This is a genomic window from Salinibaculum sp. SYNS191 (assembly GCF_037338445.1).
GTDB classification, from domain to species: domain Archaea; phylum Halobacteriota; class Halobacteria; order Halobacteriales; family Haloarculaceae; genus Salinibaculum; species Salinibaculum marinum.
In genome coordinates, this window is record NZ_CP147838.1 from 2,347,168 (window position 1) to 2,369,104 (window position 21,937).

Consider the following 21,937-nt stretch of genomic DNA (forward strand, 5'->3'; position numbering starts at 1 on the left):
TGCGCCCGCGCGTACGCGCTCTCATGAGTACGACGCGGCAGACGGCCGCCGACGTGGTCGTCGTCGACTACGGACTCGGGAACCTCCGGAGCGTCACGCGCGGCCTCGAACGTGCCGACGCCGGCGTGGAGATATCCGACGACCCGGCGGCGTTGCGCGACGCCGACGGCATCGTCCTGCCCGGGGTGGGCGCGTTCAGCGAGGGGATGGAGAACGCCGGCCCGTTCCGCGAGACCCTGGTCGAGGAGGCCGAGGCCGGGACGCCCCTCTTTGGCATCTGTCTCGGGATGCAGATGCTCCTGACGACGAGCGAGGAGGCCGACCACGCGGGCGAGGGCGACGCGGAGGGCCTGGACCTCATCCCCGGCACGAACGTCCGCTTCCCGGACGACGTGAAGGTGCCACAGATGGGCTGGAACGAACTGAACGTCCGGCGCGAGCACCCGCTCGTCGAGGGGGTAGACGGCGAGTACGCATACTTCGTCCACTCCTACTACGCCGACCCGGAGGACCCCGACGCCGTCGTGGCGACGACCGACTACAGCCTCGACTTCCCCAGCATCGTCGCCAACGAGGCCGGCAACGTCTTTGGCACCCAGTTCCACCCGGAGAAATCGGGCGAGACGGGGCTGCGCATCCTGCGGAACTTCGTCGACATCTGTGCCGAACAGTAGGGCCGCGTCCGTCCCGTCCTGTGACTCCCCGTGACTCTGTTTCACACGGGAGTAGCGAGTGACTTCTCGCGGTGAAAACCGACAGACAGCGCCTGTGAGTCCTATCGCAGGCGGTGAAGGAACACCCACTACTATTGTCCTGCTCGTCCAACTGTCCGCCCATGACAGCGAGCCGGGTCTGTTTCGACGCGGGAGGGCACCGTCAGCGGCCACCGTGGCCCGCGACGACCGGGGGGTGGTCGCGGTGAACACGAGCCAGCTGACCGCGGCCGTCGACGCGCAGCGTCGCACCTGGGAACTGATGGCCGAGGCCGTCGAGAAGGCCGAGGTCACGCCGGAGCAGTTCGTGGAACTGCTGACCGTCGACGTCGGCCACACCGACAGCGAGGTGGTCCACGCCGAGAACAAACTCGAACTCCACCGCTACGAGCCCGACGAGAAGCGCCACGAGACGCCCATCTTCATCGTCTACGCGCTCGTCAACCGCCCGTACATCCTCGACCTCCAGCCCGACCGTAGCGTCATCCGCCACCTCCTCGACGCGGGCTTCGAGGTCTACCTCGTCGACTGGGGGGAACCCTCCATCCTCGACCGGACGCTGACGCTCGACGACTACGTGAACCGCTACATCGACAACTGCGTCCAGGCCGTCCAGGAGTACTCGGACGTCGAGGACGTCCACCTGCTGGGCTACTGCATGGGCGGAACGATGTCGGCCATGTACGCCACGCAGTACCCGGAGAAGGTCCGGACGCTGTCGGTGATGGCGATGCCACTTGCCTTCGACGGCAGCGGTGGCATCCTCGAACGGTGGGCGAACCACTACGACCCGGACACGACCGTCGACGCGCTGGGGAACCTCCCCGCGGAACTGCTGGCCGCCGAGTTCTCGATGATGGACCCCATCGACCAGTACCTCACGAAGTACGTCAACCTCTACGAGAACATCGAGGACACCGACTTCGTGCGCAACTTCGCGCGGATGGAGCTGTGGATATGGGACGGCGTCGACGTGGCCGGCGAGACCTACCGCGAGTTCATCAACGACATCTACAAGGACAACCAGCTGGTCGACGGCGAGTACGAACTGGGCGGGGTCCCCATCGACCTCGGGGACATCGAGATGCCGGTCCAGCAGATAGTCGGCGAGTACGACCACATCGTCCCCGCGGCGTCGAGCAAGCCGTTCAACGACGTCATCGGGAGCGAGGACCAGCGCGTCGTCGAGTTCCCCGCGGGACACATCGGCATCTCCGTCTCCTCGAAGGCCCACGAGAACCTCTGGCCGGACGTCTGCGAGTGGTTCGCCGAGCGCGACGCGAGCCGCGACGCCGAGCGGGCCGCTGCGGGCGAGGCCGGCGGCACCCCGGCATCCGACGGGGCGGCGGGCGACACCGCGACGGCGGCCGTCGCGCTCGAATCCATCCGGGGTATCGGACCGACCTTCGCACAGCGCCTCGGCGAGGCCGGCATCGAGACGACCGCCGACCTCCAGCAACACGACCCGGAGGAACTCGCCGACATCGCCGGGACGTACACCTCGCGGACCGAGGACTGGCTGGCGCAGGTCGCCTGACTCAGGCGAACTCACGGAAACCGGCGGCCAGGCCGACGAGGATGCCGCCCATCCCCAGGACCAGCCGCGGGAACACCTGCGTCAGGAAGTCGGCGCTGTTGGTCAGGTGCTTGACCTGGAGGAGGTACCACGACTCCTCGTAGCGGACGTTGTAGACGTCGATGCGGTTCGCCGGCGGCGTCAGGCCCTCGGGTGCCTCGGCGACGGTGTAGTTGACGGGACTGGACTGTTCCAGCGCGCGGTCGAAGGTCGCCTGTTCGGCCGGCGAGAGGTCGGCGTAGGCGAGGTTCTGCTGACCTTGCTGGTCAGACCAGTCACCTTCGACGTAGAACTCGACGCGGTCCGGCGGGACGTTCGGACCTACTGCGAGCGGGACGACCAGGAGGACGACGCCACCGAGGAGGAGGGCAGCGTTCAGGGCGGTTGTTCGTTCCATCTCGTCGGGAGTCCTCGCGCCGGGCGAATAAACGCACCGTCTCACGGGACGCCGCGCTGGCGGTCACGCGCCGGTCGTACGGAGACGCGCGGCCAGCGATGCCGTTTCAGGAACTGCCTGCTATCGGCCCAGGATGGTCCCGTCGGCCCACTTCTGCTCGTACTCCGCCTCGTCCGCGAGCAACATCAGAATCCCCTCTATCAGCCCGAGAATCGCCGGAATCGCCGTCCAGAAGAAACACAGGTAGAGGACGCCGTTTCGCATGTTCCCCTGGTAGAACTTGTGGACGCCGAGGCCGCCGAGCAAGATAGCGAGCAGTCCGGCGACCACCTGCTCGGAGTCACGAAGCGACCCCCGCGACGGCTGTTCGACGCCACACTCCGGACACAGCTCCGCCTGCTTGTGGACGAGCGCCCCGCAGTCGACACAGTACTTCTCGTGTTCCCCGCGGCCCCTGTAGCCGCCTTCGAGTCGCGTCGACTGGTTCACGCCACACTCCGGACACACCTCGGCGTCGTCGGCGATTTGCTCCCCACAGTTGATGCAGTATTTCACGGTACTGAAACGTCTCGCGCTGGCGTGGTAAATCTGGGGCCGCGACGGTTCCCGGCTCGCGGGACGAGCCAGTCCTCTCACGCCTGCCGGTCGTGATACCACAGGAGACCCGCGGCCAGCACCGCGTAGCCGAGACCGACGGCGACCACGGGGAGGGTTCCGCGGACGAACAGGTGGCCAAGCCCGAGCCCGTAGCCGTATCCGAGGAGCACCCCGGTGGCGGTCCGTCCCGGATTCGACCCCTCTCGGGACGTGAACGCGCTCAGGCTCCAGTCGACGAGCGCGGGTGCCGGCAGGACGGCGACGAGAAGGAGGTGACTCGGGAGTGCTGGCGCTGCAAAGATAGCCCACACGCCCGCGAGGATTCCGGGATAGATACCGGCACAGCGGGCACACACCCGAACCGTCCGCCCCCGAATCACCGGGGCGTAACAGCGGTCGTAGTCCTCCGGCAGGTGGTGGGACAGCAGGAACGGGCGAGCCATCGCGAGTCCGCGCCGGACCTCCCCCCAGTCGACGGCCATCGTCAGTAGTGTATCGAGTGACCGGCCGCGCCCTTGACGGCCTCGTGGACCGCTTCGGAGAGGGTCGGGTGGATGTGGACCGTGGCGGCCACGTCCTCCAGCGTCGCCCCCATCTCGATGGCCAGTGCGACTTCGGCCACCAGTTCGGAGGCCTCGGGGGCGACGATTTGCGCACCCAGCACGAAGCCGCTGTCCCCGTCGGCGACGACGCGGACGAACCCCTCGCGCTCGTCGAGCGTGAGCGCCCGGCCGGACGCGCGCAGCGGCATCTGCCCGACGGCGGGGTCGAAGCCGGCGTCCTCGGCTTCGGCCTCGGTCATCCCGACGGTCCCGATTTCGGGGTCGGTGAAGACTGCGGCGGGCATGGCCTGGTAGTCCAGCGCCGACGCCCGCCCGGCGACGACCTCCGCGGCGACCTCGCCCTCGCGGAAGGCCTTGTGGGCCAGCATCGGCTCTCCGGCCACGTCCCCGACGGCGAAGATGTGGTCGTGGCTCGTCCGCGCCCGGTCGTCCGTCTCGACGAACCCCCGGTCGTCCGTCTCGATGCCGGCGGCGTCGACGTTCAGCGTGTCCGTCACCGGCTGGCGACCGACCGCGACCAGACACCGCTCGGCGTCGTAGGCCTGCGTCTCCCCGTCGGCGTCCTCGGTCAGGACGGTCAGCCCGTCGCCGGTCGCCTCGTAGTCCTGTGCGGTCTCGCCGAAGTGGAACTCGACGCCGAGGTCCGCCGCTCGCTCGCGGACGACCTCCGTCACGTCGTCCTCGTAGCCCGGCAGGGCGTCGTCCAGTTGTTCCAGCACGGTGACGTCGGTCCCCAGCTTCTGGAAGACCGTCGCCAGTTCCATCCCGATGTAGCCCGCGCCGACGACGGCGAGACTCTCCGGGACCGACTCCAGCGCGAGTGCGTCCCGGGAGGACAGCACGCGCTCGCCGTCGAAGGCGAAGTTCGGAATCTCGACTGGCCGGCTCCCCGTCGCGATGACGGCGTGCTCGAACTCGATGCTCTCGGCGCCCTGGCCCTCGGCGTCCTGGACGACGCGGGCCTTCTCGTGGCTCGCGAACTCCGCACGGCCCTCGACGAGGTTCACGCCGGCGTTCTCACACAGCGACTCGACGCCCTTCGTCAGGCGGCGGACCAGCCGGTCTTTCCAGGTGACCATCCCCTGCATGTCCACCGCGGGGTCGGCGTAGACGCCCATCGACTCCGCGTTGCCGGCCCGGTGGGCGACGTCCGTCGCGGAGACGAATGCCTTCGAAGGAATGCAACCGTGGTTGAGACAGGTGCCGCCGTAGGCGTCCATCTCGACGAGCGTCACGTCGAGGTCCAGTTGTGCGGCGCGGATGGCGGCGACGTATCCGCCCGGTCCGCCGCCGACGACCAGTACCTCCGTCCCCGTAGTTACGTCACCAACGACCATTGCTACAGTCTGGCGGGGGCAGGGACTTCAGTCTATCCCGGCGGCCGGGCCTGCTGGCGCTCCCAGCGAATCGTCGTCCGGAGCCGCGGCAGGTAGTACGCGAGGTCCGTCGTCGTCACGATACCGACGAGGTCGCCGTCCTCGACGACCGGCATCCGGCGCACGGAGTGCTCGCGCATCCGCTCGCCGGCGGCGACGACGGTCTCGTCGCTTCGAATCGTGACGACCGGTGCCACCATGCAGTCCGCGACCGTCGCCGTCTCCAGGTCCCGCCCGCCGGTGACGACCGTGATGATGCTGGACTCGGTGAGGATGCCGACGAGTTCGCCGTCGTCGACGACGACCAGTGCGCCGATGGCAGCCTCGCGCAGCGCTTGCGCAGCCGCCACCATCGTCCGGTCCGCCCCGATAGTGCGGACGGGTGTCGTCATCGCCGTGGCTACATCGACGGGAATCATGACTCACCCTTACCGGCTGCCAGCATAGCTCTATCGCCGAATTTCGAGCGGTCTACTCTAGCAGCAGCAGTCGCGGGTCTTCCAGGTACTCGATGACGGTGTTGACGAACTGCGCGGCCTCCGCCCCGTCGATGACCCGGTGGTCGATGGACAGCGACAGCGGCAGGGTGTGGCGGGCGACGACCTCGCCGTCCGCCACGACGGGCCGTTGCTGGAGACTCCCCAGGCCGAGAATCGCCGTCTCGGGGTAGTTGATGATGGGCGTGGCGTACTCGCCGCCGATGGCTCCGAAGTTGGTGACGGAGAAGGTCCCGCCCTGCATCTCCTCGCGGTCGAGGTCGCGCTCGCGGGCGCGCTCGGTCAGGTCCCCTATCTCCGCGGCTATCTCCAGGATACCCTTCTCGTCGACGTTCTCGACGACCGGCACCATCAGCCCGGCGTCGGTGGCCGTCGCGACGCCGACGTTGTAGTAGTGCTTGTAGACGACTTCCTCGCTGTCCTCGTCGAGGCTGGTGTTGAGCACCGGGAACTGCTGTAGGCCGGCGACGACGGCCTTCACGACGAAGGGGAGGTAGGTCAGCGAGATGCCCCGCTCCTCGGCCCGCGGTTTCAGCTCCGCACGGGTCTCGACCAACTCCTCGACGACGGCCGTGTCGTGGTGGCTGACGTGTGGCGCGGTGTAGACCGACTCCTCCATGTGCTGGCCGATGGTCCGCCGGATGCCGCGGTAGGGCTCCCGCGTCACGTCGCCTTCTGCCGTCGTAACGCGTTCCGTGTCCGCCGTCGCGCTGCCGGCGTCCGGGCCCTCCTCGACCTCTGTAGCGCTCGCTGTGGCCTCACCGACCGCCGCCGCGTCGGCCTGCTGGGCTGCCTGCTGTGCCTCGGCGTAGGCCCGCACGTCACCCGGCTCGACGAACGCTTCGCCGTCGCGGGTCGTCTCCGTCGGCACGGCGTCGAGGTCGACCCCTTCCTCCGCTGCCAGCCGCCGCGTGGCCGGCGCGGCCAGCGTCCGCTCGCGCTCTGTGGCTTCGGTGCCCTCGTGGGTAGCTGTCCGCTTCGAGACGGCGGATTTGGGCTGTAGCTGGTCGCTGTCGTCGCTCACCCGCTGGATTGCGGACGTCGGCCCCTCGCTCTCGTCGGTCTCGCTGTCCGTATCGACGCTGCTGACCGCGGAGGCGACGTCGGCGTCGTCGGAGCCGCCTCTGCTGGCGGCGTCGCGGACGTCGCCCTCGGTGACGCGCCCGCCCGGTCCGGAGCCGGCGACGCTTGCGACGTCGACGCCGAGTTCACGGGCCAGCCGTCGGACGTTCGGCGGGGCGAAGACGCGTCCGCCCTTCGCACTCGACTCCGGTGTCTCGCCGTTCTCGCTCGCCGCCGCCTGCCGCTCGCTCTCGGGCTCCGGGGCGGTCTCGTCCGCACCGGGTTCCGACTCCCCGTCGCCGTCGCCGGTGTCGATGGTGACCACGACGTCGCCGACGGGCACGACCTCACCCGCCTCGGCGTGGAGTTCGACGATTGTGCCGGCCTTCGGCGCGGGCAGGTCGACGACGGCCTTGTCGGTCTCGACCTCCGCCAGCACCTCGTCCTCCGCCACGGTGTCGCCGGGTTCGACCAGCCAGCGGACGAGTTCGCCCTCGGCGACGCCCTCGCCCACGTCCGGGAGTTTGAACTCGAACATCGCTAGAAGTCCACCGTCTCGCGAATCTGGTCCTCGATGCGCGCCGCCTCGGGGAGGTAGTAGTCCTCCAGCGCGTACAGCGGGAAGGGGACGTCGAACCCCGTCACGCGGCCGATGGGCGCCTCCTGGTACAGCAGGACGTCCTCCTGGATGGTGGCGATTATCTCGCCGGCCAGACCGCCCGACTTCGGGGCCTCGTGGACGACGACGGCGCGGCCAGTCTTCTTGAACGATTCTTTGATGGTCTCCTCGTCCAGCGGCGAGAGCGTCCGGAGGTCGACCACCTCGCAGTCGATGCCCTCTCCGGCGAGGTTCTCGGCGGCCTCCATCGTGGGTCGGGTCATCGCGCCCCAGGTGAACAGGGACACGTCGCTCCCCTCCCGGCGGACGGCGGCCTCGCCCAGGTCGACGGTGTAGGTCTCGTCCGGCACGTCCTCGCGGAACGCCCGGTAGATGAGCTTCGGTTCGAGGAAGACGACGGGGTCGGGGTCGCGGATGGACGCCGCCAGCAGCCCCTTCGTGTCCCGCGGCGTCGACGGGATGACGACCTTCAGGCCGGGCTGGTGGGCGAAGAAGGCCTCCGTCGACTCGGAGTGGTGCTCCGGCGCGCGGATGCCGCCGCCGTAGGGCGCGCGGATGGTCAGGGGACAGGTGAACCGCCCGCGGCTCCGGGTGCGCAGGCGCGCTGCGTGGCTGATAATCTGGTCGAAGGCGGGGTAGATGAACCCCATGAACTGGATTTCGGGGACGGGACGGAGGCCGTAGGCGGCCATCCCGACGGCGGTACCGACGATGCCGGACTCGGCCAGCGGCGTGTCGATGATGCGCTGGTCGCCGAACTCCTCGATGAGGCCCTGCGTCGCGCGGAAGACCCCGCCGTTCTCGCCGACGTCCTCGCCCATCACCACCACGTCGTCGTCGCGTTCGAGTTCGCCGTACAGGCCGTCCCGCACCGCCTGCACCAGCGTCAGACTCTGCGTCTCGGTTTCGGCTGTCGTCTCGCTCATTCCAGTAGCACCTCGTCGCCGTGGTCGGCTCGTAGCCGTTCCAGGTAGTCCAGTTGCTCCTGCAGCCGCCGGGGCATGTCCGCGTAGACGTGTGCGAACATCTCCTCCGGGCCGGGCCGCTCTGTGGCCTCGGCGGCTTCGATGGCGTCGGCGACCTCGTCCTGGACGTCCGTCTCGATTGCGTCGACGCGCTCGTCGTCGAGCAGGCCCCGGTCGCGCAGGAACTGCTCCATGCGCGGGATGGGGTCCTTGCGCTTCCAGCGTTCGACCTCCTCGTCGTCGCGGTAGACCGAGGGGTCGTCCGCCGTGGTGTGGGCCCCGAAGCGGTACTGAACGGCCTCGATGAGCGTCGGCCGCGTCGCCGACCCGAGCGCCTCGTTCGCGCCGCTGCCGCTCTTTGCCTTCTCGATTGCGTCCCGTGTGACCTGGTAGACCGCCAGCGGGTCCATCCCGTCGACCTGGACGCCCTCGAAGCCGTAGGCGTAGGCCTTCTGTGCCAGCGTCGCGCTGGCGGACTGCCGTTCGCGGGGGACCGAGATTGCCCACTGGTTGTTGTTACAGAAGAAGACGGCGGGGACGTCGAACACGCCCGCGAAGTTCATTCCCTCGTGGAAATCTCCCTCGGAGGTGGCCCCGTCGCCGAAGTAACAGAGGAACCCGCGGTCCTCGCCCTTGAGTTTCGACGCCCAGGCCGCGCCCGTCGCGTGGGGGACCTGCGTGGCGATGGGCACGGAGACGGTGAACATGTTGACGCGCTCGGGTGCGACGTTGCCCTCCGGGCTGCCCATCCAGTACAGCAGGATGTCCTCCAGCGGCCAGCCGAGCACGTAGCCGACGATGTGCTCGCGATAGCTCGGGAACACCCAGTCCTCCTCGGCCAGCGCGTGGGCGCTGCCGACCTGCGCGCCCTCCTGGCCGGACAGCGGCGGATAGGTTCCCATCCGGCCCTGGCGCTGGAGGCTGACCGCCCGCTGGTCGAAGTGCCGGCCGAGCTTCAGGTCCCGGTACATCTCGACGAACTCGTCGTCGGAGAGGTCGGGAACTGTCGCGCCGTCGCTCACCTGGCCGTCCTCGTCCAGGATGCGGATGCGGTCGTCCGGGTCGCGCTGGAGGGTACTCAGAAGAACCACCTACCTGATACTGACATGTGTTAGAACATCACCCGGCGTCGGTATATGGTTTTCGCGGGTCGGGCCACCTCGCACCGGTGCGCACGCTGACGGATGTGGGCTTTTCCCCGCCCGACGGCGACCAAACTGACCGTCCGTCAGTCGCCGGAGCGGGCGCGCTGGCGGGCGGTATCGGCGGAGAGCCCGTCGCGTTCGAGCGCTTCGACGAACAGTTCGCCGGCGCGGTACGACGAGCGGACCATCGGCCCCGAGGCACAGTACAGGAAGTCCAGTTCCTCCTCGGCGACGCGCTGCCAGGTGTCGAAGGCGTCGGGGTGGATGTACTCCGAGACTTCCAGGTGCGAGCGGGAGGGCTGGAGGTACTGGCCCAGCGTCACGATATCGACGCCGACCGACCGGAGGTCGGCCAGCGTCTGGTAGACCTCGTGGTCGTACTCGCCGACGCCGAGCATGATGCTGGTCTTGGCGTAGGCGTCGCTTTCCGTGGCAATCTGGCGCAGGACGGACAGCGACTGCTCGTAGCCCGCGCGGCGGTCACGCACCGGCCACTGCAACCGCTCGACGGTCTCGACGTTGTGGGCGAGGACGTCCGGCCCGGCGTCGATGACTTTGCCTACGAGGGAACTGTCGCCCTGGAAGTCGGGGATGAGCGCTTCGACCATCACGTCGGCGTTGCGGCGTTTGATGGCCCGGACGGTCTCGGCGAAGTGGCCCGCGCCCTGGTCGGGCAGGTCGTCGCGGTCGACGCTCGTGAGCACGACGTAGTCGAGGCCGATATCGGCGACGGCGTCGGCGACGTTGTCGGGTTCCTCGGGGTCCAGCGGGTCCATCCCGCCGGTCTCGACGTCGCAGAAGTTACAGCCCCGCGAGCAGCGGTCGCCCATCAGCATGAACGTGGCCGTGCCGGGGCCGTCTCGTCCCTCCTCGGCGGCAGACGCCGCCTCGGCATCCGGAGGCGCGTTCGCGCCTCCCGACCAGCACTCTCCCATGTTCGGACAGTTGGCCTCCTCGCAGACCGTGTTCAGGTCGCGGTCGCGCAGGGACTGCTTGATGTGGGTGAAGCGCTGGCCCGACGGCGGGCGCATCTTCAGCCACTCCGGCTTGCGGGACCGACTCATTGTCGGAGCAAGGGGGCCCGCGGACTAAAGCCTGCGGACCGGGTCGTCGGTCGCCGGGACTCACTCACTCGGAGCGACCAGGCGCGTGAGGCTGGCACACAGCGCGAACGTCCAGAGGACCGACAGCGCGACGCCGACACCCACGACGGCGGCCTGCCACGCGAGGGCCGGTTCGAACCCGACGGCGTTGCCGACGACGACCAGCCCGCCGTACAGGACGACCAGCGGCAGGCCGAGGAGAGTGCCGACGGGGGTCACCAGCGTCGACACGATCGACGGCACGCCGCCAGCCATCGCGGCGACGAGGTACGCACCCGCGCCGAGGACGACCGACCCGAAGACCGCGAGCGTCGCAGTCCCGGGGTGGACCGCGCGGTCCGCGAGCCAGTGGGCGCCCGCGATTCGCTCGCCGTCGAGGACCGAACAGAGTCCGGCGGCCGCGAGGTAGCCGGCGACCAGCGAGCCACAGAGCAGCGCCGCGTGATCGAGTCCGAGGCTGCCGCTCCTGCCCGCGTCCCGGAGGACGAAGTAGGCGAGCGGGGCCGCGACCGTGGCCGCCGGGAGGACCAGCGCCCGGCGAGGGTGGAGGGCGTCGACCAGTTGCATGCGTGATACGTCTCGCCTGCTCGTGAAAAGCGTTCGCGATGGGTTCTCGGCTCCAAAAGGTACTTACCTGCGAACGAGGTGACACTTGAGTGAATGGACGCCACGCTCACCCTGGCGTGGTTCGGTGTCGCCCTCCTCCTGGCCGGCCTGGCGCTGCCCGTCGTGGGCTGGCTGTTCCCCGACTGGCCGGACCGGGGCGCCGCGCTGGCACCGGCCACTGCCTTCGCCGTCCTGACCGTGACCGCCTACTGGGTCGGCCAGTTCGCGTTCGGTTCCCACGCGCTCGTCGCGGGCGTCGCCGTCCTCGTCGTCGCGGCAGCCGTCGCCCTTCGCCGCGGGCCCGGCGTCGCCTTCCGCCCTCTGGTCGCTCCGCTGGCGGTGTTCAGCGTCGCCTTCGCGCTGCTGCTCCTGTTGCGGGCGCTCGGTCCGGCGATAACGCCCTACGCCGGCGAGCAGTTCCTCGACTTCGGGCTGATTCAGGCCGTCCGCCGGACGGACGTGCTCCCGCCGCGGGACATCTGGTTCGCCGGCGAGCGCATGCGCTACTACTTCGGCGGGCCGCTGCTGTCCGGCCTGCTCACCTGGCTGACCGACACGCCGCCGCGGTACGCGTACAACCTCGTCCTCCCGACGGTCCTCGCCGCGCTCGCGACGGCCGCCTACGGCGTCGCCGGGGCCGTCGCCGACGAGCGCGGCCTGCCGACGCCGGTGGCCGGCCTGCTCGGCGTCTTCCTCGTCGCGTTCGCCGGCCCGCTCACGACGGCCGCCCGGGGACTGGCGAGTTACCTCCCCCGGGACCTGGTCGCCGAGTGGGGCCGGACGCTGTTCGTCGCCATCCGCTCGGGCCTGTCCTATCCGGAGAAGGTCGACGCCGCGCGCTTCCTGAACGGCGGGGAGTTCAACTACTGGTTCGGGCGCTACTCGGTCCCGGACGCGCCCAACGTCTTCCCCTTCTGGACCTACGTCAACGGTGACCTCCGGCCGCACATGTACGCCGGCCCCTTTCTCCTGCTGGCGGTCGGGCTCGCCCTCGCCTACTACCGGACGGCCCCCGACCGTGTCCGCCGCCGGCAGGCGCTGGTCTTCGGAGCGCTCCCGTTCGTCGGCGGCCTGCTCGCCGTGACCAACACGTTCGACCTCCCGGCCGTGGTCGGCATCGTCTGGCTGACCGTCTTCTTCGCCGACGGCGACCCGACGTCGCTGTTCCCCGCGCCGGTCGCGACCCGTCTGCGTCGCGCCGGGTCGTGGGTCGACGACCGCCTGTCACTCCCCGCAGCGCGGGCGGACGGCGGGCACGCCGTCACCGACGCGGGGTGGCTCGCCGACGAACTCCGCGAGGCCGCGACGGCCGCGGTCGTCGCTGTCACCGTCGCAGCGCTCGCCTGTCTCTGGGCCGCCCCGTTTCTGCTTGACCACACCGCCCAGAACGAGGGGCTCGCGCTGTTCGGCCCGGCGAGCAACGTCGGCGGCCTCCTGCTGGCCTGGGGCGGCTTCCTGCTCGCGTTCTGGCTGGCGTTCGTCCCCCGGCTGGTCGAGGGGTGGACCCGCCGCCGTCGCGTCGCGCTCGCCGTTGGCTTCGCCGCTGCCGTCGGCCTGACGACGCTGCTCGGCAACCCCGCGCTCGCGCTGTTCGTCCCACTGGTCGCCGGGGGCTGGTGGCTCCACCGGTCCGGCCGCGCCCGCGGGTTCGACGTCGTCCTCGTGGTCGCCGGCGGTGGGCTGGTGCTGTTCCCGGAACTCGCCTACGTCGCGGTGTGGCCCTACGACCCCAACGCGCCCCGCTGGAACACCGTCTACAAGATAGCCATGCAGACCTGGGCGCTGTGGGGTATCGCGGCGGCGGTCGCGCTGACGCGCGTGTACTCGCGCGCACGCCGTGCGCTCGCGGGCGCGAACGAGGCGGTCGACGTTCCCCGTCCCGGACTCCGTGCAGTCGCCGCGGTGACTGCGACGCTGTTGCTCGTCGCTCTGGCGACGTTCCCGACCTTCGCCGTCTGGACGGCCACGGACCCGATACTGGCCGGCGACGACCCGGACCTCTCGCTGAACGGGACCGCCCACGTCAGCGAGACACACGCCGACGGGATGCGCGCCATCGAGTGGCTCCGGACCGAGACGGAGGGCCAGCCGACGATGGTCTCCCGGCCGACCGACGACTCGGTCTACACGTGGGGCGAGGGGGCGAACCTCGCGGCCTCCTTTTCGGGCGTCCCCACACTGGCGGGGTGGCGCCACGCCGCCGGCTACCACGGCCTGGACCGCTACCGTGACCGCGTGAATTACACCGAGGCCATCTACGAGCGTGACTGGGCGGTGGCCCGGGACTCGCTGCGGTACTTCGAGGTCGAGTACATCTACGTCGGCCCCTCCGAGCGGGAGGCCTATGGCGAGCGCGACTTCGCCGCGCTGTCGCCGGCGGTCACCGTCGCCTACGAGAACCCGTCGGTGACCATCTACCGCGTCGACCAGTCGGCACTCGCCGACGACGCCGGGGGGTGACCGGCGGACAGAAACGACTATACTTGCCCCACCCTGTCCACCGATGTGACAGGCCACCCCGACGCCAGGACGGAAATTCCCGTCTCCGAGGTCTTACCCGGCTTTGCGGGGGCGTTTCCCTTCGAGCGCTTCAACGCGATGCAGTCAGAGGCGCTCCCGGCGCTGCTCGACTCGGAGGACAACGTCGTGGTCAGCGCCCCCACCGCCAGCGGCAAGACCGCCATCGCGGAAGTCGCCATCTGTCGCACGCTCGACGCGGACGGCACCGCCCTCTTTCTGGCTCCCCTGCGCGCGCTCACGAACGAGAAGGAACGCGAGTGGGAGCGCTTCGAGGACCTGGGCTACTCGGTGTACGTCGTCACCGGCGAGCGCGACCTGAACCCCCGCCGGGCCGAGCGCGCGGACATCCTCGTGATGACCCCGGAGAAGGCCGACTCCGCGACGCGCAAACACGACACGCGCCGCTATTCGTTCATCGAGGACGTCGACTGCTGTGTCATCGACGAGGTCCACCTGCTCGACTCCGACCGCCGCGGGAGTGTGCTCGAGGTGACCATCTCCCGCCTGCGTCGCCTCTGTGACCCCCGCGTCGTCGCGCTGTCGGCGACGATGCCCAACGTCGACGACGTGGCCGCGTGGCTCGACGCCCCCGAGGAGACCACCTTCGCCTTCGGCGAGGAGTACCGCCCGGTCCCCCTGGAGGCGGACGTGGCGACCTACAGCCACGGCGAGAACGCCTTCGCCGACAAGTACCGCCGCCTCTATCGCGCCCTCGATTTGACCGAGCAGCACATCCGCGACGAGGGGCAGGCGCTCGTGTTCGTCTCCTCGCGGCAGGACACCGTCCAGGCCGCGAAGACGACCCGCGACGAACTGACCGAGCGCGACATCCCCATCGGTGCCCGCGGGGACTACGACTTCCACAACGACGCCGCGGACCTGCAAAACGACACGCTGCGCCAGTCGGTGCTCGACGGCGTGGGCTTTCACCACGCCGGCCTCGCCCGCGAGGACAAGAACCGCGTCGAGGAGTGGTTCCGCGAGGGGAAGATACAGATTCTGTTCTCCACGTCGACGCTCGCCTGGGGCGTGAACCTCCCCGCACGCTGTGTCGTCATCCGCGACACGAAGCTCCACGACCCGCTGGAGGGCGAGGTCGACATGAGCCCGCTGGACGTCCTCCAGATGCTCGGCCGGGCGGGGCGGCCGGGCTACGACGACCGGGGGTACGCCTGGGTCGTCTGCGACCGCTCCGACGCCGACCGCTACCGCGCCCTCTTGAAAGACGGCAAGACGATCGAGTCGCGGCTGGCAGAGACGCCCAACGAGGCCAGCGACCCGGTCGCCACGGACCTCGCCGTCCACCTCAACGCCGAAATCGCGCTGGGGACCGTCGGCGACGTCGAGGACGCGATGGACTGGTTAGAGACCACCTTCTACTACGTCCGCGCCCAGCGGGCGTCGGACTACGTCGCCGGCGACGCCCTGCGCGAGCGCGTCAGCGACACGCTCCAGTGGCTGGTCGACCGCGAGTTCGTCGAGATGGACGGTCTCTCGGTCGAACCCACCGCGCTCGGCCGCCTCGCCTCCTCCTTCTACCTCCGCCTGGAGACCGCCCGGCGCTTCGCCGACCTGACCGACCGCGAGGACTTCTCGGAACTCGACGTCCTCCGGGCCGTCGCCAGCACGACCGAGTTCCAGAGCGTCAGCGCCCGCTCCGACGAGGAGGAGGCCGTCGCCGCGGTGCTGGGCGACGCCGCGGCGGACCTGGAGGCCGGCCCGCGGAAGGTGCTGGCCATCCTCCGCGCGGGGATGAACGGGACCACGCCGTCGGCGCTCAAAAGCGACGCGTGGATCATCCGCCAGAACGCGCTGCGCCTGCTGGCCGCGCTCCGGGCGGTCGTCGACCGCTTCGGGACGCCCGAGCAGGCCAACCTCGTCTGCCGCGTCGAGGCCCGCGTCGACCACGGCATCAGCGACGACGCCGTCGGCCTGACCGCTATCGACGGCGTCGGAGCGACGCGGGTCGGCAAACTCGCCGCCGCCGGCTTCCGGACGCCCGCGGACCTCGTCGAGGCGGGGACAGACCGCCTCGCCGCGGCCGGACTGGGCGAGGGTGCAGCCGAGCGCGTCGTCGAGCACGCACGGGAACTGCCCGCCATCGACGTCGACTGGGGCGGGTTCCCCGAGACCGTCGGCCGGGGCGAGCGGGCGCTCCACGAGGTGACGGTCCGGACGACCGCCGGCAGCGCCCGCGCGGGCCTGCGCGTGACGGTCAACGGCCGGGAGATGACACGCAAGGACAGCTACCTCGGCGAGACGACGCTGCCGGTCGCGGTCTTCGGCGGCGACGACGCGGACCTGGAGTTTTCTGTCCACGTCACCTTCCCCGACCTGCCGCTCCCACCGGTCGTCCACAGTCGCTCGGTCCGCGTGGTCGAGTGACCCGTCTGGTAGCGAAACGGCAGCAGAACTGTTCGTAAAACCTCTAAAAGAATCTGGGGTGGTTATGAAACGTCTGTAGAACCGTGTAAAACGTCCCGTATCCGGTCCAAGCCGACGAAAACGACCCGAAATCGCGCTAGCCGTCGACCCGTTATATGGAGGTATGCGTGTATAGGTTGGCGTGAGGAGACCCACCATGTCGAACGCGTCCCCCTTCGAGTCCGATTCCAGCGCGTCACTCCGGCGACGCGTGACCGCACAGCCCTTTCAGAGTGTTTGCCTGCCGGCGGTCCGCTTCGTCGGCTTCTGGACGGCGGTCCTGCTGCCGTTCGTCCTGGTGAGCATGCTCGTCACCGGGCTAGCCGGTCAGTCCCCGTCGCTGGTCGGCGGCCTGCTGGCGTGTAACGTCGCCGGACTGGTCCTCGGGCGCGACTACAACAGCTAGACGCCGCTGGTGGGACTCCTCACCTGCACCGGCACACGACCGACGCCCTCCCACACCACCCCCGCCCCTGCCACGGGGCACTCCCCCCTGGAGTCTTCGGGGCCACACGCCCCACAGTACCACTCCCCTTTCCCGAGACCTGTTGTTTGACCAACAGCGTTATTCGCCCCGTCCCCGTATACGTGTGTGGTGTTACCTATGGGCAAGTCAATCCTGATGATCGTCGGCGACTTCGGCGAGGACTACGAGATAATGGTACCGTTCCAGGCGCTGCAGATGGTGGGCCACGACGTCCACGCCGTCTGTCCCGAGCGGGAGGCCGGTGAGACAGTCAAGACCGCCATCCACGACTTCCGCGGCGACCAGACGTATCTGGAGGAGCGCGGCCACGACTTCGAACTCAACGCGACGATGGCCGACGTCGACCCCGCGGACTACGACGCACTCGTCGTCCCCGGCGGACGCGCGCCGGAGTACCTGCGGACGCACGAACCGGTACTCGACGCCGTCCGGCACTTCTTCGAGGAGGATAAGCCAGTCGCGGCGGTGTGCCACGGCCCGCAGATTCTCGCTGCCGCGGGCGTCCTCGACGGCTACGACATCACGGCGTACCCGGCGGTGCGCGCGGAGGTCGAGGCCGCCGGCTGTTCGTGGGTCGACGGCGTGACGACCGACCGGAACCTCGTGACCGGCCAGGCCTGGCCGGACCACCCCGAGTGGCTCGCGCAGTTCATGGACCTGCTCGGCGACGAGGTCAGCCACGGCGAACCCGTCGCCGCTGCCGACGACTGAGCCGCCACACACACATTTTTCGGACCGGAGACCCGACAGTGCCATCGCTCCGTCCGTAGCTTTACGTACCGGTACGGGACCACGTCCGCCCATGCCTGACTGCACACACGTCATCGCGGGCACCTGCACGACGACGTTCACCGGCGACCGGGACCGCCACCAGCACGGCGACGTCCTCGTGGTGATCAAACCCGACGGGACGACGCTGGTTCACGACGCCGCCGGCTACCAGCCCGTCGCCTGGCTCACCCGCCCCGACTCGGTGACCGTCGACCGCGACTCGGTCACGGCCAGCGACGGCGACCAGCGTCTGACGGTCGACATCCACGACGCGCACACGCGCGGGCGATACCCCACAACCGACGCCGGCGTCCCGGTGGGCGACTGTCCCGACTGCGAGGGCCGACTCGTCGGCTCTCGCGGTTCGGTGGTCTGTCCCGACTGCGGCGACAGCTACGGTCTCCCCGCGGGGGCGTCGGTGCTGGATGAGACCTGCGACTGCGGGCTCCCCCGGCTTCGGGTCGAACGCGGCGCGTCGTTCGTGGTCTGTCTCGACCGCACCTGCGAGTCGCTGGACGAGCGCGTCCGCGCGGCCTTCGACCGCGAGTTCGACTGCCCGGACTGCGGCGGCGACCTGCGGGTGCTCCGCCGGGGCGGTCTCATCCTCGGCTGCGAGCACTACCCCGACTGTGACACCGGGTTCGCGTTTCCGGAGGGCGTCCATGACGGGGCCTGCGACTGCGGCCTGCCGGCCTTCGAGACGCCGTCCGGGCGGCGGTGTCTGGACGCCGGCTGTGAGAACCTGGAGTGACCGGTCACGTCGCGTCGACGCGCGCGAGCAGGTGTTCGCGGAGGTCGGCCGGCGACGTCGCCACGTACTCCGCCCCGCTGCGGTCGGTGTCGTCCGGGTCGCCGTGCTTGAAACCGACGACGTGCATGCCGGCGCGGCGGGCGGCCTCGATGCCGTGGCCCGAATCCTCGACGGCGACGCTAGCCGCCGGGTCCGCCCCGAGCACGTCCGCGGCGTGTTCGTAGATGTCGGGGTTCGGCTTGCCGGGGACGTCCACGGCGTCGGCGCTGACGACGGCGTCGAACTCCAGCGCGAACCGCGCCAGCACGATGTCTATCCAGTGCCGGGGCGAGGAGGAGACCAGCGCCACCGCGACCCCGCGATCGCGGAGGGCGTCGACCAGTTCGACCAGGCCGTCGAGCAGTCGGACGTCCTCGCCGTAGATGGTCTCGGCGGCCTCGTCGTACCACGCGAGGAAGGCCGCGCGGTCCATCGCGACGTCGTAGTTCGCGGCGAGGTAGTCGTAGATGTCGCGGTAGTTCATTCCGGTCACCTCCTCGACGTCGACGTCGTCGTCGGGCAGGAGGGTCGGGAAGAGGTCGTCGACCTCGCGGGGAATCCAGAAGTCCTCGGAGTCGACGACCACCCCGTCCATGTCGAAGCAGACGGCGTCCATGGTCGGGGAGTCGCTACGTACACTGGTGGCTCTTGTGGTCCCGGAGCGGGTGCGCACCTTCCGGGACACCGCAGAGGCTTTGCCTCGTGGGTGCCGACGGCGAGGCATGGATGCGACATACGACGGTGACCTCGTGCGCGCCGACCGGCGGGCCCGCGAGCAGTTCTACGACGCCCGCGGGTACGGCCGGCCCGACGACGGCGGGGTCGCGCTGGACCCGGTGGAGGCCGCGCACCTCCTCTTTCGCGGCGACCTCGACGCCGTCGTCGACCGCCGGGCCGGCGGCGGGGACCGGCTCGACTTCCGCTCGTTTCTCGCCTCGACGGCCGTCTCGGAGGTCGAGTTCTTCGTCTACAAGGACCTCCGGGACCGCGGGTTCTACCTCTCGCCGACCCGCGAGTCGCGGGTCGCGGACACGACCGGCGACTTCGCCGTCTACCCGCGGGGGAAGGGCCCCTGGGACGACACCACCGCCTACCGGGTGCGCGCGGTGAGCGAGCGCGCGGCCATCGCCGCCAGGGAGATGCAGTCGCTGGCCGCCGTCGACGGCGACGGGACGGGCGTGCTGGCGGTGGTCGACGAGGAGAGCGAGGTCACGTATCTGGAGGTCGACTCGCCGACGATAACGGGGTCGACCCACCACTCGCTGCCGGCCATCGAGGGTGACCTGCTGGCCGACCGCGTGCTCGTCTGGGACCCGCCCGTGGAACTCCACGAGCGGGCGTTCTACGGCCAGCAACTCGACCAGGAGGGCGACGCGGTCCAGCTCTCGCTCGTCGAGGCGGCCTACCTCGCCAGCCAGGGAAAGCTCACCGTCGACGACGGCCGGTCCGGCGGCGAGGCGACTGTCGTCGAGCGCGGGCGGGACGTCGAGGGCGAGCGCTTCGACCGCCGCCTGCGGGTCTACAGCGCCTTGCGGACTGCCGGCGTCGTCCCGAAGACCGGCTTCAAGTTCGGGGCGGACTTCCGGACCTACGCCGACGTGGCGGACGTGGACCACCTGGGCCACTCCGAACTGCTGGTGCGGGTGCTGCCGACCGACCACGCGTTCGCGCCGCGGGACCTGGCGCTGGACGTGCGCCTGGCCCACGGCGTGCGGAAGCGAATGGTTTTTGCGCTGACCGGCGCGAACGAAGGGATAGACTGGCTCTCGGCCAGCCGACTCACACCATGACCGACGACAGCGACCCCGCGGACGACGAACAGACGCCCAGCGAGCGCGCGGACGCGCCGGCAGTCACCGCCGACGCGAACGCGGCCTCGTCGGAGCTCCGCCCCGACGGCGGCGCAGCCGGTGCCGACGACGTTGCGCTGGACCCGTGGGGCTCCTCGACGGTCTCCGATTACCGCAAACTGTTCGACCAGTTCGGCATCGAGCGCTTCGAGGACGTCCTCGACGAGGTGCCCAACCCCCACTACCTGATGCGCCGCGGGGTCATCTTCGGCCACCGCGAGTACCGCGAGATAGCTTCGGCGATGCGCGACGACGAGCCCTTCGCCGCCCTGTCGGGCTTTATGCCGACGGGCGACCCCCACATCGGCCACAAACTCGTCTTCGACGAGATAATCTGGCACCAGCAACGCGGCGGCGAGGCCTACGCGCTCATCGCCGACCTGGAAGCCCACAGCGCCCGCGGGCTCTCCTGGGACGAAATCGACGAGCACGCGCGCAACTACGTCCTCTCGCTGCTGGCGCTCGGGTTCGACCCCGAGGCGGGCGAACTCTACCGTCAGTCCGACAACCGCGAGGTGCAGGACCTCGCCTTCGAACTCGGCGCGGAGGCGAACTTCTCCGAGTTGCAGGCCATCTACGACTTCGACGGCGAGACGGACGTCTCCCACATGCAGTCGGTCGTCACGCAGATGGCCGACATCCTCTACCCGCAACTGGACGAGCCGAAGCCGACGGTCATCCCGGTCGGTCCCGACCAGGACCCCCACATCCGCCTGTCGCGTGACCTCGCACAGCGGATGCGGTACTTCGGCGTCACCGAGGCCTACGCGAGTTTCGAGGCCGACGCCGCGGAGCGGGAACTCATCGGCGAGGCCTACGAGACGCTCTCCGAGCGCCACCCCGACGAGACGGTCCGGTGTGGCGACGCCGCCGAGTATCTGGAGGGCGAGCGCGAACCCGGCGCGACCGACGTGGCGGCGACGACGCTGGACAGCACCATCACGATGCTCCGGGAGGCCGGCAAGGAACCACTCCGTCCGCGCGTGCGCATCCTCGACCGCCGGGCGACCGACGAGGCGTTCGAGGCGCTCATCGAGGCCATCGACGGCGAGAAGCGCGTCTACGACAACCACGTCGACACATTCGACCTCTCGCGGGAGGCGGCCGAGCAACTGGCCCGCAACGTGGAACTCGACCACGGCGGCTACGGTTTCCGCTTGCCGTCCTCCATCTACCACCGCTTCATGACCGGGCTGACCGGCGGCAAGATGTCCTCCTCGATTCCGGCGAGTCACATCAGCCTGCTCGACGACCCCGAGGAGGGCTACGACAAGGTGCGGTCGGCGACGACCGGCGGCCGCGAGACGGCCGAACTCCAGCGGGAACTCGGCGGGAAGGCCGACGAGTGCCCGGTCTACGAACTGTACGCCTACCTGCTCGCCGGCGACGACGACGAGTTCGCCAAGGAGGTCTACGACGAGTGCGTCGGCGGCGAGCGCCTCTGTGGCGGCTGCAAGGAGCAGGCCGCCGAACTGATGCAGGAGTTCCTCGAAGACCACCAGGAGAAACGCGCGGAGTGGGCCGACAAACTCGACGAACTGGACATCGACCTCGACTCCGACCGCAAGCGCTGAGCCCAACGTTTTTGTCGTTCTGTCACCTGCAGTCGCACATGGCATCCGAACCCCAGCCACGGAGTATTGCCCGCCAGCAGTCGGCAGTCGCGGGGTTCGGCTTCTTTTTCGCCTGAGTCGGGCGGCGGACTCGCGGCGGCCGTGACACGCCCCCGCGACGAAACCGTCCGCGGCAGCGACGCTCCCGGTAGCTGTCGCCGTCGCTGTCCTTCCTGGTTCGCGGCTTCGGCCGCTCGCCGTTCAGGCGGCGTGGCCGCCCGCTGCTCACGGCTCGCATCACTCGCCGTTCGCACTCCGTGCGC

General features: G+C 69.6%; 20 protein-coding genes. 9 read left to right on the forward strand and 11 right to left on the reverse strand.

Features of this window, described 5'->3' with window-relative positions; translation table 11 throughout:
• The first annotated feature begins 23 nt into the window (after positions 1–23).
• Positions 24–674 carry an imidazole glycerol phosphate synthase subunit HisH gene (hisH, locus tag WDJ57_RS12605; RefSeq protein WP_338901173.1) on the forward strand — a complete coding sequence of 217 codons (651 nt, stop codon included), beginning with the start codon at positions 24–26 and terminating at the stop codon, positions 672–674.
• 244 nt (positions 675–918) lie between these two features.
• The gene (gene phaC / locus WDJ57_RS12610; protein WP_380629713.1) at positions 919–2,250 is read left to right on the forward strand and encodes a class III poly(R)-hydroxyalkanoic acid synthase subunit PhaC; all 1,332 of its coding nucleotides are present in this window, start codon (positions 919–921) and stop codon (positions 2,248–2,250) included.
• Between the two features lies 1 nt (position 2,251).
• Here the strand turns inward: phaC and WDJ57_RS12615 are convergent, their stop codons facing one another.
• The 10 genes from WDJ57_RS12615 to WDJ57_RS12660 form a co-directional block, all read right to left on the reverse strand.
• Positions 2,252–2,686, reverse strand: coding sequence for a hypothetical protein (locus WDJ57_RS12615; protein ID WP_338901174.1), 435 nt, complete (start codon positions 2,684–2,686; stop codon positions 2,252–2,254).
• Between the two features lie 120 nt (positions 2,687–2,806).
• The gene (locus WDJ57_RS12620; RefSeq protein WP_338901175.1) at positions 2,807–3,241 is read right to left on the reverse strand and encodes a TM2 domain-containing protein; all 435 of its coding nucleotides are present in this window, start codon (positions 3,239–3,241) and stop codon (positions 2,807–2,809) included.
• 77 nt (positions 3,242–3,318) lie between these two features.
• Positions 3,319–3,765 (reverse strand): DUF2085 domain-containing protein, encoded by a 447-nt coding sequence (locus tag WDJ57_RS12625; protein WP_338901176.1) that lies wholly within the window; start codon positions 3,763–3,765, stop codon positions 3,319–3,321.
• Between the two features lie 2 nt (positions 3,766–3,767).
• On the reverse strand, positions 3,768–5,183 hold the full coding sequence (lpdA, locus tag WDJ57_RS12630; RefSeq protein ID WP_338901177.1) for a dihydrolipoyl dehydrogenase: 1,416 nt from the start codon (positions 5,181–5,183) through the stop codon (positions 3,768–3,770).
• Between the two features lie 32 nt (positions 5,184–5,215).
• The gene (locus WDJ57_RS12635; protein ID WP_338901178.1) at positions 5,216–5,641 is read right to left on the reverse strand and encodes a cyclic nucleotide-binding/CBS domain-containing protein; all 426 of its coding nucleotides are present in this window, start codon (positions 5,639–5,641) and stop codon (positions 5,216–5,218) included.
• Positions 5,642–5,693: 52 nt separating this feature from the next.
• Positions 5,694–7,319, reverse strand: coding sequence for a dihydrolipoamide acetyltransferase family protein (locus WDJ57_RS12640; RefSeq protein ID WP_338901179.1), 1,626 nt, complete (start codon positions 7,317–7,319; stop codon positions 5,694–5,696).
• Positions 7,320–7,321: 2 nt separating this feature from the next.
• On the reverse strand, positions 7,322–8,326 hold the full coding sequence (locus tag WDJ57_RS12645) for an alpha-ketoacid dehydrogenase subunit beta (protein ID WP_338901180.1): 1,005 nt from the start codon (positions 8,324–8,326) through the stop codon (positions 7,322–7,324).
• Positions 8,323–9,447: a pyruvate dehydrogenase (acetyl-transferring) E1 component subunit alpha gene (gene pdhA / locus WDJ57_RS12650; RefSeq protein WP_338906294.1), complete on the reverse strand. Its 1,125-nt coding sequence runs from the start codon at positions 9,445–9,447 to the stop codon at positions 8,323–8,325. The genes WDJ57_RS12645 and pdhA overlap by 4 nt, the downstream gene beginning before the upstream one ends.
• 146 nt (positions 9,448–9,593) lie before the next feature.
• Positions 9,594–10,574 (reverse strand): lipoyl synthase, encoded by a 981-nt coding sequence (lipA, locus tag WDJ57_RS12655; protein ID WP_338901181.1) that lies wholly within the window; start codon positions 10,572–10,574, stop codon positions 9,594–9,596.
• A 60-nt stretch (positions 10,575–10,634) separates the two neighbouring features.
• Positions 10,635–11,180 (reverse strand): hypothetical protein, encoded by a 546-nt coding sequence (locus tag WDJ57_RS12660; protein WP_338901182.1) that lies wholly within the window; start codon positions 11,178–11,180, stop codon positions 10,635–10,637.
• Positions 11,181–11,273: 93 nt separating this feature from the next.
• On the opposite strand from WDJ57_RS12660, the gene WDJ57_RS12665 reads away from it, so the two are divergent.
• From WDJ57_RS12665 to WDJ57_RS12685, 5 genes are all read left to right on the forward strand, one after another.
• Entirely contained in the window at positions 11,274–13,679 is a 2,406-nt protein-coding gene (locus WDJ57_RS12665) for a DUF2298 domain-containing protein (RefSeq protein WP_338901183.1), read from the forward strand.
• Positions 13,680–13,754: 75 nt separating this feature from the next.
• On the forward strand, positions 13,755–16,124 hold the full coding sequence (locus WDJ57_RS12670) for a DEAD/DEAH box helicase (protein WP_338906295.1): 2,370 nt from the start codon (positions 13,755–13,757) through the stop codon (positions 16,122–16,124).
• Positions 16,125–16,320: 196 nt separating this feature from the next.
• Positions 16,321–16,569: a hypothetical protein gene (locus WDJ57_RS12675; protein ID WP_338901184.1), complete on the forward strand. Its 249-nt coding sequence runs from the start codon at positions 16,321–16,323 to the stop codon at positions 16,567–16,569.
• A gap of 198 nt (positions 16,570–16,767) precedes the next feature.
• Positions 16,768–17,361: a DJ-1/PfpI family protein gene (locus tag WDJ57_RS12680; protein ID WP_338901185.1), complete on the forward strand. Its 594-nt coding sequence runs from the start codon at positions 16,768–16,770 to the stop codon at positions 17,359–17,361.
• A 91-nt stretch (positions 17,362–17,452) separates the two neighbouring features.
• Positions 17,453–18,172, forward strand: coding sequence for a DUF91 domain-containing protein (locus WDJ57_RS12685; RefSeq protein ID WP_338901186.1), 720 nt, complete (start codon positions 17,453–17,455; stop codon positions 18,170–18,172).
• Between the two features lie 4 nt (positions 18,173–18,176).
• Here the strand turns inward: WDJ57_RS12685 and WDJ57_RS12690 are convergent, their stop codons facing one another.
• On the reverse strand, positions 18,177–18,827 hold the full coding sequence (locus WDJ57_RS12690; protein WP_338901187.1) for an HAD family hydrolase: 651 nt from the start codon (positions 18,825–18,827) through the stop codon (positions 18,177–18,179).
• 106 nt (positions 18,828–18,933) lie between these two features.
• Here WDJ57_RS12690 and endA point away from each other — a divergent pair, with 106 nt between their 5' ends.
• Both endA and WDJ57_RS12700 read left to right on the forward strand, forming a co-directional pair.
• Positions 18,934–20,001, forward strand: a complete 1,068-nt coding sequence (gene endA / locus WDJ57_RS12695) for a tRNA-intron lyase (RefSeq protein ID WP_338901188.1) — start codon at positions 18,934–18,936, stop codon at positions 19,999–20,001.
• The gene (locus WDJ57_RS12700; RefSeq protein ID WP_338901189.1) at positions 19,998–21,635 is read left to right on the forward strand and encodes a tryptophan--tRNA ligase; all 1,638 of its coding nucleotides are present in this window, start codon (positions 19,998–20,000) and stop codon (positions 21,633–21,635) included. The genes endA and WDJ57_RS12700 overlap by 4 nt, the downstream gene beginning before the upstream one ends.
• The last annotated feature ends 302 nt before the right edge of the window (positions 21,636–21,937 follow it).

Excerpts from the sequence above, each read along its gene's own strand:
- WDJ57_RS12660 (WP_338901182.1), bottom strand. The coding sequence starts at position 11,180 with ATGCAACTGGTCGACGCCCTCCACCCTCGCCGGGCGCTGGTCCTCCCG.
- WDJ57_RS12675 (WP_338901184.1), top strand. The coding sequence starts at position 16,321 with ATGTCGAACGCGTCCCCCTTCGAGTCCGATTCCAGCGCGTCACTCCGG.
- WDJ57_RS12680 (WP_338901185.1), top strand. The coding sequence starts at position 16,768 with ATGGGCAAGTCAATCCTGATGATCGTCGGCGACTTCGGCGAGGACTAC.
- WDJ57_RS12685 (WP_338901186.1), top strand. The coding sequence starts at position 17,453 with ATGCCTGACTGCACACACGTCATCGCGGGCACCTGCACGACGACGTTC.
- WDJ57_RS12690 (WP_338901187.1), bottom strand. The coding sequence starts at position 18,827 with ATGGACGCCGTCTGCTTCGACATGGACGGGGTGGTCGTCGACTCCGAG.
- lipA (WP_338901181.1), bottom strand. The coding sequence starts at position 10,574 with ATGAGTCGGTCCCGCAAGCCGGAGTGGCTGAAGATGCGCCCGCCGTCG.
- WDJ57_RS12700 (WP_338901189.1), top strand. The coding sequence starts at position 19,998 with ATGACCGACGACAGCGACCCCGCGGACGACGAACAGACGCCCAGCGAG.
- WDJ57_RS12645 (WP_338901180.1), bottom strand. The coding sequence starts at position 8,326 with ATGAGCGAGACGACAGCCGAAACCGAGACGCAGAGTCTGACGCTGGTG.
- hisH (WP_338901173.1), top strand. The coding sequence starts at position 24 with ATGAGTACGACGCGGCAGACGGCCGCCGACGTGGTCGTCGTCGACTAC.
- WDJ57_RS12615 (WP_338901174.1), bottom strand. The coding sequence starts at position 2,686 with ATGGAACGAACAACCGCCCTGAACGCTGCCCTCCTCCTCGGTGGCGTC.
- endA (WP_338901188.1), top strand. The coding sequence starts at position 18,934 with ATGGATGCGACATACGACGGTGACCTCGTGCGCGCCGACCGGCGGGCC.
- WDJ57_RS12640 (WP_338901179.1), bottom strand. The coding sequence starts at position 7,319 with ATGTTCGAGTTCAAACTCCCGGACGTGGGCGAGGGCGTCGCCGAGGGC.
- WDJ57_RS12625 (WP_338901176.1), bottom strand. The coding sequence starts at position 3,765 with ATGGCCGTCGACTGGGGGGAGGTCCGGCGCGGACTCGCGATGGCTCGC.
- lpdA (WP_338901177.1), bottom strand. The coding sequence starts at position 5,183 with ATGGTCGTTGGTGACGTAACTACGGGGACGGAGGTACTGGTCGTCGGC.
- WDJ57_RS12635 (WP_338901178.1), bottom strand. The coding sequence starts at position 5,641 with ATGATTCCCGTCGATGTAGCCACGGCGATGACGACACCCGTCCGCACT.
- WDJ57_RS12665 (WP_338901183.1), top strand. The coding sequence starts at position 11,274 with ATGGACGCCACGCTCACCCTGGCGTGGTTCGGTGTCGCCCTCCTCCTG.